Consider the following 15357-nt stretch of genomic DNA (forward strand, 5'->3'; position numbering starts at 1 on the left):
GGATATCGTAGTCCTCAGGTATCGCTCGATTGACGACGTCCTGCGGATCATGACCTACTCCGGGCGCGGCGTGGGTCTCCCAACGTACTAGCTCGAGCTGATGGTCTGATGCCTGGAGGTTGAGCTCGCGAACGACCTCCTCGACAACCTGTCGCTCCTCAGCTAAGTCTCCTGGCGAAGCAACAAAGGCGGCAAACGTCGGCTTGAGCTTCATAGTCGTCCTCGGGCTGCCTAAAGACGGCCGCAAGCTGTGGGACGCGCAGGCGAGGGGCGTGCGCTCTGTTGCATTGGCCGTAACACGCGGGACCAGCCGCTGGAGCCTATTGTCGGGCGTCCTTCCACGCCTGAACGGTTTCGATGATCCGTTGCCGGATCTCACCCCGCCGCGCGACGTCCGGCACATTGGCTTCCAATTCGGGCACGGACGGAAACACCCCATGTGCGTTCATGACGACGTCAGCCTCGAAGTCGTAGCCGAGTTGACCCGGCGCACCTTCTGCGGTGATACGCACGCGAACGGTCTTCGTGTCCTGTACTGGGTGAGAAGGGTCATCGACAGCAGCAACGATCGTTATTTTGGTCTTCGCCATAGGCTGCCTCGTCATGGGTTGTTGAGCAGAGCGGGCTGCATGTCGCAGAACTCGCCATTCTCCGGTCTCCCGCCTGGTTACCCCGACTCCGTCGCTGCCTGGGAGCATACGCCGGTTGACCTCGGAGGGGAATCGCGGCTCTCCGCCGGCGCCCAGAGCGAGAGAGCCCCCGTGGCGTGTTGTCCGCTGTCAACCACTTCCTCCGGACAGACCACGCCGCGGGAGAGCGCGAAGCGCTTTTGTGGATGGAAAAGGTCGCGAGTTTCGCGGAGGTGAGGGCGGAAAAGCTTGAGATCTCGGTCCGGGCTGTTAACCAGATCGTGAGAGTTTGTAATTCGGTGTTTTGGCTCCCCACAATCCGAGTTTTCACAACCGCCCCGCGAGTCGTCGCGAGGCGAGTAAGTCCATCCGAACCAGCCGGTTACGACGAGTGCCGATCAGGTTTACATAATCCACAACGGAGAGCCAGCCCGCCTGATTGGTCGCACGCCGTCCTGACGACAACTGTCTCGGGAACAGCGTCGCGCTCCGCGGTCCCACCGGCGTCCTCAAGCGTGAGCGCCCGCGGCTTCACGGTTTTTCCGCCTTCAAGGTCCGTCATTTCCCGCAAGATTGTGCGCGAAAAGCCACCATCAGTTTCGGTGGACCCCCACACGGGAAAGATCCGCCAGAAAGCGTTCGACCTACGTGTCGGTAGATCGATTAGTAATAGGCCCAGTGCTTCAGCAGCGAGGATGACCCGACAAGAAGCTCTATCTCATTCGATGGCTCGGCCTGCACGTAAGCCGTGGCCCGAATATGGCCGTCCACCAAGATGAGATCCAGGCTGTCAGCCTCGACCACGATCAAACCAGGGAAATAGTGGCCTTGCCGGACCTTCTCGGCCACGGCCTTGATGCGATCTTTGACCTTCTCGACAGTCAGATCCGTCTCGATGCTCCTGGCCCTATCAACAACACTCCGACTACCTCCATTCAAGGTAATCCACCTCGGGAAGTTGGAGTACTTGAGCCGTCCAAGCTCGAGATGCGTCAACTCGACGCGACGCCATTGAACGTCGGCGGGAAACCCTTTGAACAGACCTCGATTGGCTCTGTACCCTTGGATAGCCGTCAGCATCTTTGCACGAGTGTGGTTCGCTTTGGCATCTGCAAGATCGGCCTGATCGATGAGGCTCTTGCGGTTCAGTCCGCACCAGGTCATGTAGCCTCTGTAGACATTCCCCAATTTTGGAGAATCCATCTCCGCCCTTAGGAAAGCCGAGATCATTTCATTTTCGGTCGCGCTGCCACGTTCGTTCATAAGCACCACCCACCGAGAGCGTCGCGACGTGTCGGGCCGCGCAAGAGTAATGCGAATCCGTGCGCTCCGTGACGCTGCGAATCGGCCGCGTACCGCGAACCAGCGAGGCGCGGCGAGCGTAAGAACTGCCGCGAACCCTCGCCGCTCGCTTCGAATCGCCGGAGAATCTCGGTCCACTGCTTCTCGGTACGTCGCACCCGACCGGTGCGGCTCTTGGGCATCCCGTCCTCCTCGACGTCGGCCACGCAGCGCCGAAGAATCCGGCGCACGCCTATCGGTACCCGACGCGAGAGCGGAGGGGAAGAACGCCGTCTCTCGATCGGTTACGAACGGAGAGCCAAACCCCGAGTTCGCTAGTGCGCAGTCGCAGAAACGTGTGGCGCCTCTCGAACCGTCCTGCGTATTCGAGCGCGCACCTCCCGCGTCACGCGGTTCCGACTCCACGGTCCTTCATCTCCCACCGCAAACTGGGCGCGAAACACCCCCTCCACTTTCCGTGGACGGAAACAGCCTGGGCAGGTCCCGGCTGCGCCACTCCGCCAGTGACTTCTCCGCCCTGCGGAACCCCTAGCGAAGGGCGCGCTGCGGCGACAAAGGAGGATTCGCTCGGGCAACGCATGGCCCGGTCGAATCCACAAGCGGTCCCTGGTTGCCACAGTTTCTCCCTGCTCCTTGGTCGAGCGGAACGCAGACTGTAACCGTGCCCGTGCACGTGGCTCCCGTGCCGTCGGCTGCGAGGAAGCTCACGTAGTACACGCGGCCGTCGCCGCCTCCTTCGCGCTCGGCCCGCAAGCTCGCGACTTCAGTTCCCACTCCAGCACCGTCGGGGCACGTATTCCCGGATCCCACGCTCAGCAACGGCTCGTCCTGCCAAATTCCGATGATCGTGATCCTCACCTCGCCGCCACCTAAGACCGTGACCTCCTTGATCCTCACCGCGTCGAATCGGTGATCCGGCGGCCAGAGGAACGAGTAGTCCGCTGCAGCACGGGTGCAGTCGGGCGCTTGATTGCCGCTGGGTTCGCAACTCCCAGCCCTGCAGACCCCTCCACCACCACACGGTGTGCCATCGGGTGCGGTCGGATTGGAGCACTGACCAGTCGCGAGGTTGCATGTCCCCGCCACATGGCAGAGGTCCGACGCCGTGCATGTCATCGGGTTTGACCCTAGGCAAGCCCCGCCCTCGCAACTATCGGTTTGCGTGCAAGCGTTCTCGTCGCTACAAGCCGTCCCATCCGCCTTCGAAGGGTTGGAGCAGACACCGGCGCCTGGGTCGCACAACCCTGTGTCGTGGCACTGATCGAGCGGTTGGCACACCACCGGGTTCGAGCCAACGCAGGCACCTCCCTGGCAACTGTCGGCTTGCGTGCAGGAGTTGCCGTCGTTGCAACCCGAACCGTCGGCCATTGCCGGATTGGAGCAGATGCCGGTCCTCGGGTCACATTCGCCCGCGTCATGGCACTGATCGAGCGGCGAGCAGGTCACCGGGTTCGAGCCGACGCATGCACCGGATTGGCACGTATCGCTCTGCGTGCAGGCGTTGGCATCGTCACATGGCGCCGTGTTGTAGACGTGCACGCACCCCGAAGCCGGGTCGCACGAATCGTCCGTGCAGCCGTTTCCGTCGTCGCATAGTCCCGGATCGCAGTTCACCCCCGTAATTGCCTCCGCTTGAGACTTCGACGGCTCGAAAGTCCCAGCTTGATCCTGCGCGATGCTAAAGAACGCGTATGTGTGCCCTGGCTCACCCGCAAATTCAGATAAAGTCACCACGGTGTCGCTGACGAACGGACGGAACGAACTACCGTTGTCAGAAACCAACACCGTGAAGTTCCTGACGCCCGAATCCGGGTCAGTGCCTGCCCACTGCACCTGGAAGTTCCGCGTCGTTTGCGTGCCCGGAAGAGGCAGCACGTGGCTGCTCGGCGCAGTGCTGTCAAGTGTATTAACCCACACGCTTGTGGCAATCGGCGCGTTGTCATCGAAAACGATCGTCGCCTGATTGTGAATCTCTGTCCCGCTTTCAAGACCAGGCTTTGCCATGAGAGTGAAAGAAACACTGCCCTGGCCTTCGGGCGAGCTGACGTTCGGCGGCAAGAAACCCGCCACGGGATCTGTGACTGGCTGTCCCGTAGCCGGGTCGATCGACGCAAAGCGCCATGTTATCACGCCCGTCGCTGGGTCGAGGTTTGCGCCTACCCTTGCGATTACATTCTGTCCCGGGCGTAGATCTACATTCGTCGTAAACTCGTTCGACCCCGGGGGTGGCGATTCAACATGTTCGCCAAACACGATTGCGCCTAGGCTTAGTGTGTTTAGATCCAGCGCCGTCACATCGATCGCGTCCGTGACGACAACCTGCTGCGCGGCAGCCGATGCCCTGGGTTCGTTCTCGAAAGAGATCGCATATCGCATCGGCTGCTGCTCAGACACGTATCGCGCCGGTCCCGATCCGTCAGAGCCGGTCTTGTCGTTCGGATCCCAAGGTGTGCCGAACTCGAAGAACTTGGGCCTTGCATCGTCACATGTCCACCTGCTCCGACTTCCCTGCGCAAACTTGGCGTCCGAAAACTGAACGTGCCAGTGAGGGGTTGCAGTGTGTGTTTCGTCAATGTAAAGCGTTCCATCCGGCGCCCGGCGGGTCGGCAGCCCATCTTTGGTGAATCCTGGCTGGAATCCGCGTTCCTCGTCGTAGATGAAGGTCGAGAGGCACGTCCCAGACACGTCTACGCTGTACCCTCTGCAATGTGCGCAGTCTCCCCCCGTGTGGCCGTCGATTTCGCTTCCTCCGTGCAAGGTAAGGTCGCAGGAGACCTGCGCGTTTAGCTCCATTAATCGATCAATCGTGCTGGCGTTAACCCCAGCGACATTTGTGCAACCACTTCTACAGTAAGGCGGCGGAGGGGCCTCGCAGTCCCTGTCGCAACTAGGCAGACAGGGGCAGTTGCTTATAGTAAAGCCGTTGGCTAGCAGACGGGACCGACGCTCGCACTCATCTACCGTGCCAGAGCAGGGGTCTGGAAAACCACATTCCACTATGCCCGGCCATCTCCGGTCGAGATCATCGGATTCATTAGCTGGAGAATCTACCTCGGCTCTGGTCCACGGAAGGCGATCAAGAAGCGTTTGTGAAAACTCACAATAGTTTGAGGCGGAGGACACGGCTTCGTTGGGAAGGTCGTCTGACCAAGCGACGATCTCGGAGGCTTCATGGGGGTACACATCTTGCGGAACTGGCAGGGCCAACCGCAGTGACATCTGACCACTTGCGCCCGCGGTGATCACCGGAAGGACGCTGCTAAGAACGGAGTCCCCCTCTTCCGTCAGGCCTGCACTGGTAAGTCCAGGTGCATTCCTCAACGTCCCAACCAAGGACGGTGAAAATGACACCGATATGGCGACACGTCCCGAATCTAGATCGCCGCTGTTGCCGTACAAAATGCCGAAGTCCTGCACCGTTGGCGTGGCCCCGTATCGAAAGACGGGCGGGCCGATGATATCAACCCAATTGTGCGCGCTCCCGCCTTGGACGATCTCGAATCCACCATGCAACACCTGTGCAACCCCGCTCGGGTTCGTCACAACGACGTCGCGGGTGCCCGCGGGTTGTCCCCTGAGGTCAAACGTTGCAACAAGACGATCGTACCCGGTGGAGCCGGAAACACTATATGCCATGACGTCAGGTTGGCCACCCGCGGTGAGCTTGACCTGCGCCACCGGGTCCAGATTCTCGCCTCGGATGATGACTGTGACGTCGCCCACGTTGCCACCGCGTGAAGGGGTTGCGACGAGGGTGCTCCGGACGCCGGGCCCGACGACGAAGACCCCCAGCTTGCTCAAGCCCGGACTCGTCGCCGTATGAGACAGTGGGTCGATCGTTGTTGGAAGTTGTTGCCAGGTCTGAGCCGTTGGGTCGAACCTCCACAGCGCCAGGTCGGTTTCCTGGACGCTAGAGGGTATCTCCGAGGGGTCGTAGTTTATGTCGAGTTGTAGCGAGAATTGGTCCTCCGGAATGTCGGTTCGGACCTCCCAGTATCGCGGGAGCGTCCAAACGGAAGGAATCGGGATCGAACCTGGGGTGGCTCCAGGAACATTGGTCGCCATTACAACACCACTACTTAGTCCGGATGACGCGATCGTAACACCAGTGCCCAGAAAGACGTGCCGGTTCTGGTCGCCAGCGAGCAGATACATTGCCCTAAGAGGCGCGGGGACGTGCAAGGCCCACCCTTCTCCATGGAATATGCCAGAGCAGACGCCACTCGTATCGCCCCAATAGAGCAGGCCCGCGCAGGTGATGTCGAACCTGAACGGCACTCCGGTTACAGTTTCAGGCACGGGCGTGACGATCTCTTTCGACAGGCGGCCGTGCGCGGAACCAATATCGGAACCGACCGACCAAATGAGCGAGAAGTCGTAGTTGCAGATCGGGCCCCAGTTGATCGACGGGCCGTCGAATTGGAAACCATGTGTGTAGTAGGCCGCGATTGGCAAGGTTCCTGCGCTAAGCCGAACACCATCGACGTCGACTCCTAGCCCGTTGACGGTGCCATCGACCGTGCCCCAACCGATGCTGTCGGCAAGTTGGAAGTAGTAACCGGGGCCGCTGGGTCCCGGTCCTAGTTCTCTTTCGCTGAAGCAGCCGCAGCTGCAAGACCCGGGGCCACAAGGCTGCACCGATCCGTACCGATAGCATTCGAGCGCAGTGCCTCCCTCAATCTCACCATATACCGGCGTGATTTCCAACTCCGATGGTGTGTTGGTCGGTTCACCGGGCTTGCTCAAGCTATGCTGCAAATCCATGCTCGGTGATTGCATCGTAGCTTCGTTCGCCCTCGCCGTCAGCATGCATGTGACAACCGCAGATGCGAGAAGAACGGTGACACTCTTCATGACGCCCCTCCCAAGACTTCGTTACACTTCTGAACCCGCTATAGATAGCTTGAAAGCTAGCTCCGGATTCGGAGCCGACATCGTCTTTGGCGCAAGGTCCCGCAGGCTCACAGGATCGACTCGCCCGGCCACGCGTGCGATGAAAACGGATTCGGCGCCGAATTCCCCTTCGGCCAGTACCGGTGGGTCCCGGAGAGTTGCGTGATCGCCTTCTGTGCGACGACGCGCTCCTCAACTTCAAAATCGCGGGCCAAGAGCGCCAGGCGCGGCCAAGCATACGGCGGTCAGCGTGATCGCCAGAGACACGAGAGCTTTTCGCATGGGAGCCCCCCGAATGCGTGCAGGTATGCTAAGTACGGGTCGCGGAGGCGTGAGTCAAGCGAAAAGCGGTCAACGGCTCCCCGTCGAGGCGGAATGGGGTAGGTTTGTCCGCCCGCCAGCGGCCACCGCCGCCTGCCCCGGCTACGTGATCGACCACATCGAGGTGCTGAAGGAGGGCGGCGCGGACGAGCCGGGTCAGGATCGAAACGACGCGATCGCCCGATCAGCCGGCGCCAGCCACGGGTTCGCCAGGCGAATGGCGCGTTTTCCAGGATACGTATGTTCCGGTAGCGGACGCCCCGGCGGTTCTCCAGGGCGCCCGCGACAGTCAAGGAGCGGGGACGCAGACGCAGCAGTTCGGCCAGACCGGTTTGGCCAACACGTACCCTTCCGGACACGGGGCGCACGATACGATACCCTTCGAGATCCCTCGACGACACCCCGCATCACCTGGGCGAGGGGCCGTCATGTCACCCAGCCCCCCAACAGCCAACCGAGACGTCGCCCCCCGGCTCCCGCGCGTCTTCTCTCTGAGGGTCGAGCCGCGCAGCGTTGCAGGCGCTGGTCCACCCAGGGGAAGGGGCGTCTTGATCGCGGACCGACTGGGCCGCCCCTCGACCGGCGAGGCCACCACCCGTTGCCCCGGCTGTGGGATCAACCTCATCTGGCCGACATTCGGCCCGCCGCGAGGAGCCGGCTGCGTCACGGCCCGGGGAGGAGAGGAAGATCCCCGCCCCCCCGAGCCACTCCGATTGGTCTTACTGGTGAAGGTCCGCGACCAGGGTGGTCGTGTAGATGCACATGCAGGTGCAACGGCGAGACGTCGTCGAGGACGAGCAGTTCCCGCCACCGAGTTCCCGCTTCTCGATCTCCTCGACCTCCAGATCCAGGTTGAGCTTCTCCTTCATTCATCCCTCCTCTTCGTGCGGCTCCGGGTGGCCCGCCCGGGTCCATCCCGCGCGGGCGCGATGACCTCTGTCAATACCGCCAACTCCTCGATTCGCCAAATCGGAGTCGGATTGCCGCGGAACGCATCAATAGGAGATGACGGTACCCGCTTGGCAATTAATGGGATGGGGATTGTCCGCTTGCCACGCCAGGCGGTGCCCCGGGGACCAGCATGACGGATGGTCGGGGGGCCCGATTCGCGGCACATTCCCAGCGTCCGTTTCGTTGCGCCCGGCCACGCCCCCCAAGCTGCCGGGCGCTCTTGTTTGGAACGTAGATCCGAATAGGAACGACGCCTGTTAGTCCGCCCCAGAAATCCACCGCTCAGCTGGACTCGGGGATGGAGTCCCTTTTACCCCTGTCCCGTTTACCCCCGTCGCCCCTGGGGCGAAGGAGTGCTAGCTGCCGTGGGTCGGACGGCAGCGCCGGCTGCATTGATTTGTAAGAAGTTTGCAAAAGGTCCGTGGCGCACGACAGCCAGTTCAAGCCAGGGCGTAGAGTCCTATCCTTACTTACATCGGCGCGGGGAGCCCATCGTGAGTTCGACAGCAATCTAATGGTGGACCCTATCGACCTTCAACGCCACGTCTTGGCGGCAGCCTTTCGCCGCGGAGGCGGCATCACCGTCATAGAGACCTTTGACGGTAAATTAAGCGTCAGGGTTGGGACCGAGCGCATCGCCGAATCCACGGAGCCCCTCGACGACCTCATCGACGCCGGATTCGTCAGGCTCGTAGGAAGGTACGACGAACGACGAGGAAAGCAGAGCGGAGGTGAAGTACGCGTAGTGCAGCTTTATGAGCTGACGTCGGCTGGCCGCGATTTGGCGCTGGACCTGGGAATCGGACCGAGAACGGCGGAAGGCGGAGAGGCGTTCGTTGGCCGCAGGTCAGACGAGAAGAAACAGTGAGGTACCGCAAGACCGGCGCCGGAACGTTCGCTGCCCCGGCTACGTGATCGACCACGTCAAAGCGGGAAAGGAGGGCGGGCCGGACGAGGCGGGAACATGCGGTGGCAGACGAAGGAGGCGGCGAAGGAGAAAGACCGTTGGGAGTAGGAGCGTCCCCGCTAATCCAGGCAAATGCGGCTCTTCACCGGCCCGGGGCTCGCCCGCGCGTAGGAAGGGTTACAATTCGCCCCCAACCTGCTCGACGTGAGGAGATCGACGCTGGTGACGCCCCAGGAATTCATCCACAAGTGGACGGTCTCGATGCTCAAGGAGAGCTCCGCGGCTCAGGAGCACTTCATCGACCTCTGCCGCCTCCTCGGGGAAAGGACACCCGCCGAGGCCGATCCCGAGGGGGCCTGGTACTGTTTCGAGAAAGGAGCGACCAAGTACGGCGGCGGTGACGGCTTCGCCGACGTATGGATGCGCGACCACTTTGCCTGGGAGTATAAGGGGAAGCACAAGAGCCTCACCGCAGCGTACGACCAGCTACTCCGCTACCGCGAGTCCCTCGATAATCCGCCCCTCCTCGTCGTCTGCGACATGCAACGGTTCGAGATCCACACCAACTTCACTGGGACTGCGAAAAAGGTCTACGCCTTCGAGCTGGCTGACCTGACGCTCGAGGCCAACCGCAACGCGCTGAAGGCGCTCTTCGCCGAGCCGGAGCAGCTCAAGCCCGGCCGACGAGTCGAGGAAGTCACCGAGGAGGCAGCGCGCGAGTTCGCGTCGCTCGCCGATGGCCTGCGGCAGCGCGGCGTCGAGCCGCAGCGGGCAGCCCACTTCCTGAACCGGATCCTGTTCTGCCTGTTCGCGGAGGACGTGGGTCTGCTTCCCGCGAAGCTCTTCCAGAAGTTGATCGAAGCCGGCGCACGAGAGCCCCGGGAGTTCGCGGAAATGCTCCGCGAGCTGTTTCGAGCGATGGCAAAGGGCGGGCGGTTCGGCATCGAGCGAATCCACTTCTTCAACGGAGGGCTTTTCGCCGACGACGACGTCATCCCGCTGACGAGAGAGGACGTCGCCGTCCTGGCCCGGGTCGCTGCGCTCAACTGGAGCCAGATCGAACCGGCGATCTTCGGGACACTCTTCGAGCGCGGTCTTGATCCCGCGAAGCGTAGCCAGATCGGCGCTCACTACACGGACCGCGGCTCCATCCTCCGCGTCGTAGAACCTGTGTTGATGGTCCCGCTCCGGCGCGAGTGGTCGGCGACGAAGGAAAAGGTCACGGCGCTTCTCGCCAAGGCCACTGCTGCCAAGAACGTCGCAGCGGACAAGAAGATCAGGAAGCAAGCCAAGGCCGCGATCCACGCGTTTCGGAGGGACCACCTCGACTCGGTCCGGGTGCTCGACCCAGCCTGCGGAAGCGCGAACTTCCTCTACGTCGCACTGGAGCTGCTCCACGAACTCGAGAAGGAGGTCCTCCAGCTTCAGGCGGAGGTCGACTACGGGCAGTTTTCGCTCGATATCCGGGTCGGTCCCCAGATGGTCCACGGGATCGAGATTAACGCGTACGCCTCGGAGCTCGCGCAGGTCACGATCTGGATTGGCCACTTCCAGTGGCAGCTCCGCAATGGCTTTTCTTTCGACACGAACCCGGTTCTGAAGCCGATCCAGACGATAGAGTGTCGAGACGCCGTCCTCGATCTGACCGATCCGTCGAACCCGAAGGAGCCGCGGTCCGCATCTCGCTCGTCGGGTTCGACGGCGGGAACGAGGAGGAGAAACGCCTCGACGGCCAACCCGTGACCGTGATCCACTCGGACTTGACCGGCGGATCGGTCGGGACCGGCGCGGCCCTCGACCTCACCAAGGCGCGCAGACTCAAGGAGAACCTCGGCATCGCGTTTCAAGGCCCCGTCAAGGTGGGAGTATTCGACATACCGGGCGCTCTCGCGAAGGAGTGGTTGGCGCTACCGCCGAACCCGAACGGGCGACCGAACAGCGACGTCGTGCGTCCTTGGGCGAACGGCATGGACATCACGCGCCGGCCGCGGGACATGTATATCATCGACTTCGGCGTGGACATGCCGGAGAACGAGGCGGCGCTTTACGAGGCGCCGTTCGCGTACGTGCGATTCCACGTCAAGCCGGAGCGCGACAAGAACCGTGACGCTTGGCGCCGCACTCACTGGTGGCTGCATGGTCGCTCCGGTGAGGACCTTCGACGCGCCCTGGCGTCGATGAGACGATATGTTGCCACGCCGCGCGTCGCCAAGCACCGTCTGTTCGTCTGGCTCGATGTCGCGGTACTTCCGGATAGCGCGGTTGTTGCGATCGCCCGCGACGACGACTGTACCTTCGGCATCGTGCACAGCCGCTTCCACGGAGTCTGGGCGCTGCGGCTTGGTACATCTCTCGAGGACCGCCCGCGATACACCGCGACCACGACGTTCGAGACGTTCCCGTTCCCTCGCCCGAACGATATGCAGCGGAGGACGATCGCCGCAGCGACGACGAAACTCATCCGCCTTCGCAATGCATGGCTAGATCCGACGGGGGCCTCGGCTGCAGAACTCAAGAAACGGACGCTCACCAATCTTTACAACGAGCGCCCGGCCTGGCTCGCGAACGCTCACAGCACGCTCGACGCGTCGGTGGCCGACGCGTACGGCTGGCCGGCAGACGTCTCCCAGGAGGATGCGTTGGGGCGACTGCTCTCGCTGAACTTCGAGCGGGAGCCAGCGTAGTTCAGGGGGCGCTACTTCGCCTTTTCTTCCCGCTTCTCCTTCGCCTCCCCCTTCGACGTCTCGTGCTCGCGCGCAAGGACCTTCCCGTCACCGGCATCCACGTTGACCTCTTCGATTCCCTTCTTCCCAGTGACCTTGATGTCGAAAGAGTAGATGAGGTAGCCGTGCTCGACTTCGAGTTCACGGTTAGTCACCTTCTTGTCCGCGTCCTTCGCCTCGATGGCCGCAAGCGCCGTCTTCTCGGCATCCGCCATCGACACTTTGGCCATCTTGGCGAGCTCGGCCTCGGAGTGCTTGCCCGTCACCTGGATGGTGCCGGTCCAGGATGCCTTGGCCTGCTTCGTCTCTGCCGCGAGCGCGACGGACGTGGCGAGCAGGACGCACAACACAGACACGATTGCAATCTTGCCTCTCATTCCCGGCCTCCTTTATGAGTGCTACCCCTCCGCGAGTCGCATTGCCATCGCTATCGCCGCGCGGAATCCCTTCTCCGCCCGCAGCGCCTTGACCTGCGCCTTCTGCCTCGGCTTCAGTTTTCGCAGGTAGCCCATGTACTGGCCTTGGAGCTTGAGGGCGGCGCGGCGCTCGGGCGACAGCTTCAGCTTGCGCTTCCTCCCCTTGGGCTCCACGGTGACGCCCCGTCCAGCGCCGTTCGTGAGCGCCACGAGCCGCCCGAGTGATCGGTCGATCGCGGTGAGTGATTGGCGGATGATGCGGACGTGCTTCGTAAATGGGTTGCGGTGACGCTTAGGCACGATGGATCCCCCCTCAAAGACGGTTGATGGTAGCACGGCGGCCGCGAGATTCAGACGTTCGCTTGGTCGGATCTGAACAACGGCGCCTTTCGCCGCGGCATTGACCGCCTCCGCGGCGAAGTGTTATGACACCGGTGTCATATGCGGGTCGGCGGCGCTTTCCGTACAGCAAGGACCGCGTTGGTACTGCTGACGTGGGCGATTGCTCGTCAGGTGGGATAGGCTACCCGGGCTCGTCAGCCTTCCTTTTCGGCTGCTTGTCCAGCTTTGTCTTCGACTCTTGCTCTTGCTTGATCACCTTCCGTTTCTGATCCTTCGCCTTTTCCTTCTTGCCGCCTTTGTCGCCCATCGGGCATCTCCCTTCTTCTTCGTCCCTTTTCCCCTCCGACTGGTTTCGACCCTAGCCCCATTTCCGCATTGCGTCCATGGCCCCGCTCGAGGTCCCACTCTGCTCCAGCCCAGGAGAATCACGTTCACGCGATCCTGGACAAGCATCCGACGTCACCGAGCGCCGACCGCAGGCCGAGGCGTGTCGAGCGCTGACGACTGTAACAACCCAGGCGACTTCAGCGGGGCGATCCCCGCCACGCGGTGTTCCATCGGCGACTTGCCCTTGCGGGACCGGCCGTCTTGCCTCGGTTCCGCTGCCGGATGGAGGCCTGGCGAGGGACAAGCAGCGAGTTGGCTAGCGCAGGCGCGTGTGAGGGCGCGTGTCGTGCCGCTCGGTCGCGCCATCGCCGATCTTCACCGACCAGTCGAACTCGCAGATACCCGGGGTGGATGGATCGCAGCGCAACTCGATCTGGATCCGCGCGCCCTCGATGATTTCGATCGTGTCCTTGAGGGGGAAGAAGATCCTTCCCCAGTGGGTATCGAGTGCGCCGACGGCATTGGTCAGCACGCAGCCATCGCACATGTCCGCGGTGAACCACGTCGCGAGTGCCGATAGCTTGCCCGTGCGTGCCGCCGTGAACATCTGCGTGCCCACGAACGATCGATCGGCCTCGGCCAGCGAGCAGGTGTAGGCGTCATGGGTCCACAACATCTGCGGCGGCGCGAGTAGATCATCGGTGGTGATGCGGGCTTGCGTCATTAGCAGATCATTCGCGCTGATGTCCGCGATCACGGTCATATCGACGCCGTGCGGACGTGCGCGCCAGTGCGCGAGGCCTTCATCGAGCTCGTGCATCCACGCCGGTGCGAGCCATGCGGTGACGCGCTCGGGGACGATCTTGCCGCCCGACACGAGCCAGCGATTGCGAGCCAAGACAAACGGCGTGAGCATGTTCTCATCGACGCCGAGTCCGCCCATCCACTCGGAGATGATGACCTCCACCTTCTCCGGGAGATCGACATCCTCGAGATCGGCCTGGATCACTTCGATACGATCCGCGAACCCATTTCGCGCGACCATCTCGCGAGCGACGGTCACGATGTCCGTGCGCTCGACGGCGTAGACCTTCCGTGCACCGGCCTGCGCCGCGAAGATGCTGAGGATTCCGGTGCCCGCACCCATGTCAAGGACGACCTGACCAGGTTTGACCACCTGTGCGATAGCCCGCCGATAGGCTTCGTTGCGGAGTTCATCGCGCAGCATCAAGCGATGGAGGGCAAGCTGTGCGTAGGCATCTGCCATCAGTGGAGCGTCATACACCGTGTGGGGACAGGTAGCGGGCGCGGTCGGTCATAGTCGATCCCCCGAGAAGGGAAGATCGTAACACGAAGCGACGATGGTAGTTGCGGCGAACCTGCGTCGCCGGCGAGGCACCGCCCGATCGGGAGGCCCGCTGACTCATGGCAGGCGCCGAGCCGCTGGAGTACGGTGCACCGGGCGATCGCGCGCTTAGTCAGCGCGACAAGTCGACCTACCTGAGGTTCGGCGATGAGGTCGGACAAGAACAACCGCATGAAGGAGCCCGTCCCACTGGCGAAGAACAACCTGTCATGGGTGACGAGAGCGATGGAAGTGATGCTGGTGTCCACCGTCGATGGCATCGCGTCGCTTAGTACCATCCGACAGAATCAGCGCCGCAAGCTGATCGCGGAGGCGGCCTATCTCAAGGCGGAGCGTCGCGGGTTCTGGGGCGGCAGTCCCGAGCGGGACTGGCTCGATGCCGAGGCCGAGGTTGACGCGATCCTCCTGCACGCGTGCTGAAGCGGCGAGTAGGTCCTCTCACCGCGTATGTCATTGTAAGGCTCTCGCGTCGTCACAATCGATCGCTCCTATTGTGAACGCATCGCTATGTTAGATAAGCACACAATAGAAAGTGGTGCTGGTGAAGCACTTCACAATCGAAGCATTCTCAAGCCGATCACTTACCGCATGGCGTCTCACGCTGAGAGCCGGACATGCGGCTCACCCTCGCCGACTGCAAGCGGCAGTTTAGGGGCTTTCCCGGCGGTTTGGGAAGCGTTCCGTGGACTAGGTGAGCGGCAGACGGGGGGCCGTCCGGGGGTATTCGGACCGCTGACCGGCATTCTAGGGGCGGTTTTCAGCCCGAAAAAACGAGTCCAGGAGGGTCCGGAGACGGTGCCAGCAGAATCTAACGTGTTGACGAATAATGTAGTTAGCTATTGCAAGGCGACCGGCAGAAGCCGGGCGTCATGCCGCTGGACCCTTGAAGACGGCCCCATAAACGCACCCGGCGCGCCGATTCCGTTCGATAGATGCACTCGGGAAGGCCTCTCCCCCACCATAAGTGCACCCTGGAAGGGTCCGACCCCGCGATAAACGCACCCTGCGGAGGGGCCCGGGCGGGTGACCTTTGGGGTTCACCACCTCACGTCCAAGGCCTCGTCCCACCGCCGCTCGGTTTGCCAAGGGAGGGCGATGCGCGGCCCCCACGACGTGTCCCTCGACCACGCGATGCAGTCGTAGGTGAACGCCAGGGAGAAGTGGTTGGTCGCGGTCTTGA

At 62.3% G+C, this 15357-nt stretch carries 10 protein-coding genes and 1 pseudogene; 3 read left to right on the top strand and 8 right to left on the bottom strand.

The features are described 5' to 3' along the window. The 5 genes from LAO51_19015 to LAO51_19035 form a co-directional block, all read right to left on the bottom strand. Nucleotides 1–214, bottom strand: a 214-nt coding sequence (locus LAO51_19015; protein ID MBZ5640834.1) for a hypothetical protein, incomplete at its 3' end; no start/stop codon positions are given. A gap of 106 nt (nucleotides 215–320) precedes the next feature. Continuing rightward, entirely contained in the window at nucleotides 321–590 is a 270-nt protein-coding gene (locus LAO51_19020; protein ID MBZ5640835.1) for a hypothetical protein, read from the bottom strand. 702 nt (nucleotides 591–1292) lie between these two features. Next, nucleotides 1293–1892 carry a hypothetical protein gene (locus tag LAO51_19025; GenBank protein ID MBZ5640836.1) on the bottom strand — a complete coding sequence of 200 codons (600 nt, stop codon included), beginning with the start codon at nucleotides 1890–1892 and terminating at the stop codon, nucleotides 1293–1295. Nucleotides 1893–2459: 567 nt separating this feature from the next. Continuing rightward, nucleotides 2460–6785, bottom strand: a complete 4326-nt coding sequence (locus tag LAO51_19030) for a hypothetical protein (protein ID MBZ5640837.1) — start codon at nucleotides 6783–6785, stop codon at nucleotides 2460–2462. A 1079-nt stretch (nucleotides 6786–7864) separates the two neighbouring features. Next, complete coding sequence (locus tag LAO51_19035; protein MBZ5640838.1) at nucleotides 7865–8014, bottom strand: hypothetical protein; 150 nt, start codon at nucleotides 8012–8014, stop codon at nucleotides 7865–7867. Nucleotides 8015–8517: 503 nt separating this feature from the next. Between LAO51_19035 and LAO51_19040 the strand changes: the two genes are divergently transcribed. Next, the gene (locus tag LAO51_19040) at nucleotides 8518–8964 is read left to right on the top strand and encodes a hypothetical protein (GenBank protein MBZ5640839.1); all 447 of its coding nucleotides are present in this window, start codon (nucleotides 8518–8520) and stop codon (nucleotides 8962–8964) included. Nucleotides 8965–9225: 261 nt separating this feature from the next. Beyond that, a pseudogene (locus LAO51_19045) lies at nucleotides 9226–11687 on the top strand (hypothetical protein). Between the two features lie 11 nt (nucleotides 11688–11698). On the opposite strand, the gene LAO51_19050 reads toward LAO51_19045, so the two are convergent. The 3 genes from LAO51_19050 to LAO51_19060 form a co-directional block, all read right to left on the bottom strand. Next, complete coding sequence (locus LAO51_19050) at nucleotides 11699–12103, bottom strand: PepSY domain-containing protein (protein ID MBZ5640840.1); 405 nt, start codon at nucleotides 12101–12103, stop codon at nucleotides 11699–11701. A gap of 21 nt (nucleotides 12104–12124) precedes the next feature. After that, nucleotides 12125–12442 carry a hypothetical protein gene (locus LAO51_19055; GenBank protein MBZ5640841.1) on the bottom strand — a complete coding sequence of 106 codons (318 nt, stop codon included), beginning with the start codon at nucleotides 12440–12442 and terminating at the stop codon, nucleotides 12125–12127. A gap of 685 nt (nucleotides 12443–13127) precedes the next feature. Then, entirely contained in the window at nucleotides 13128–14078 is a 951-nt protein-coding gene (locus LAO51_19060; protein ID MBZ5640842.1) for a 50S ribosomal protein L11 methyltransferase, read from the bottom strand. Between the two features lie 324 nt (nucleotides 14079–14402). Here LAO51_19060 and LAO51_19065 point away from each other — a divergent pair, with 324 nt between their 5' ends. Continuing rightward, nucleotides 14403–14597, top strand: coding sequence for a DUF2934 domain-containing protein (locus LAO51_19065; protein ID MBZ5640843.1), 195 nt, complete (start codon nucleotides 14403–14405; stop codon nucleotides 14595–14597). The last annotated feature ends 760 nt before the right edge of the window (nucleotides 14598–15357 follow it).

The sequence above is a fragment of the Terriglobia bacterium genome, assembly GCA_020073205.1.
Lineage (GTDB): Bacteria > Acidobacteriota > Polarisedimenticolia > Polarisedimenticolales > JAIQFR01 > JAIQFR01.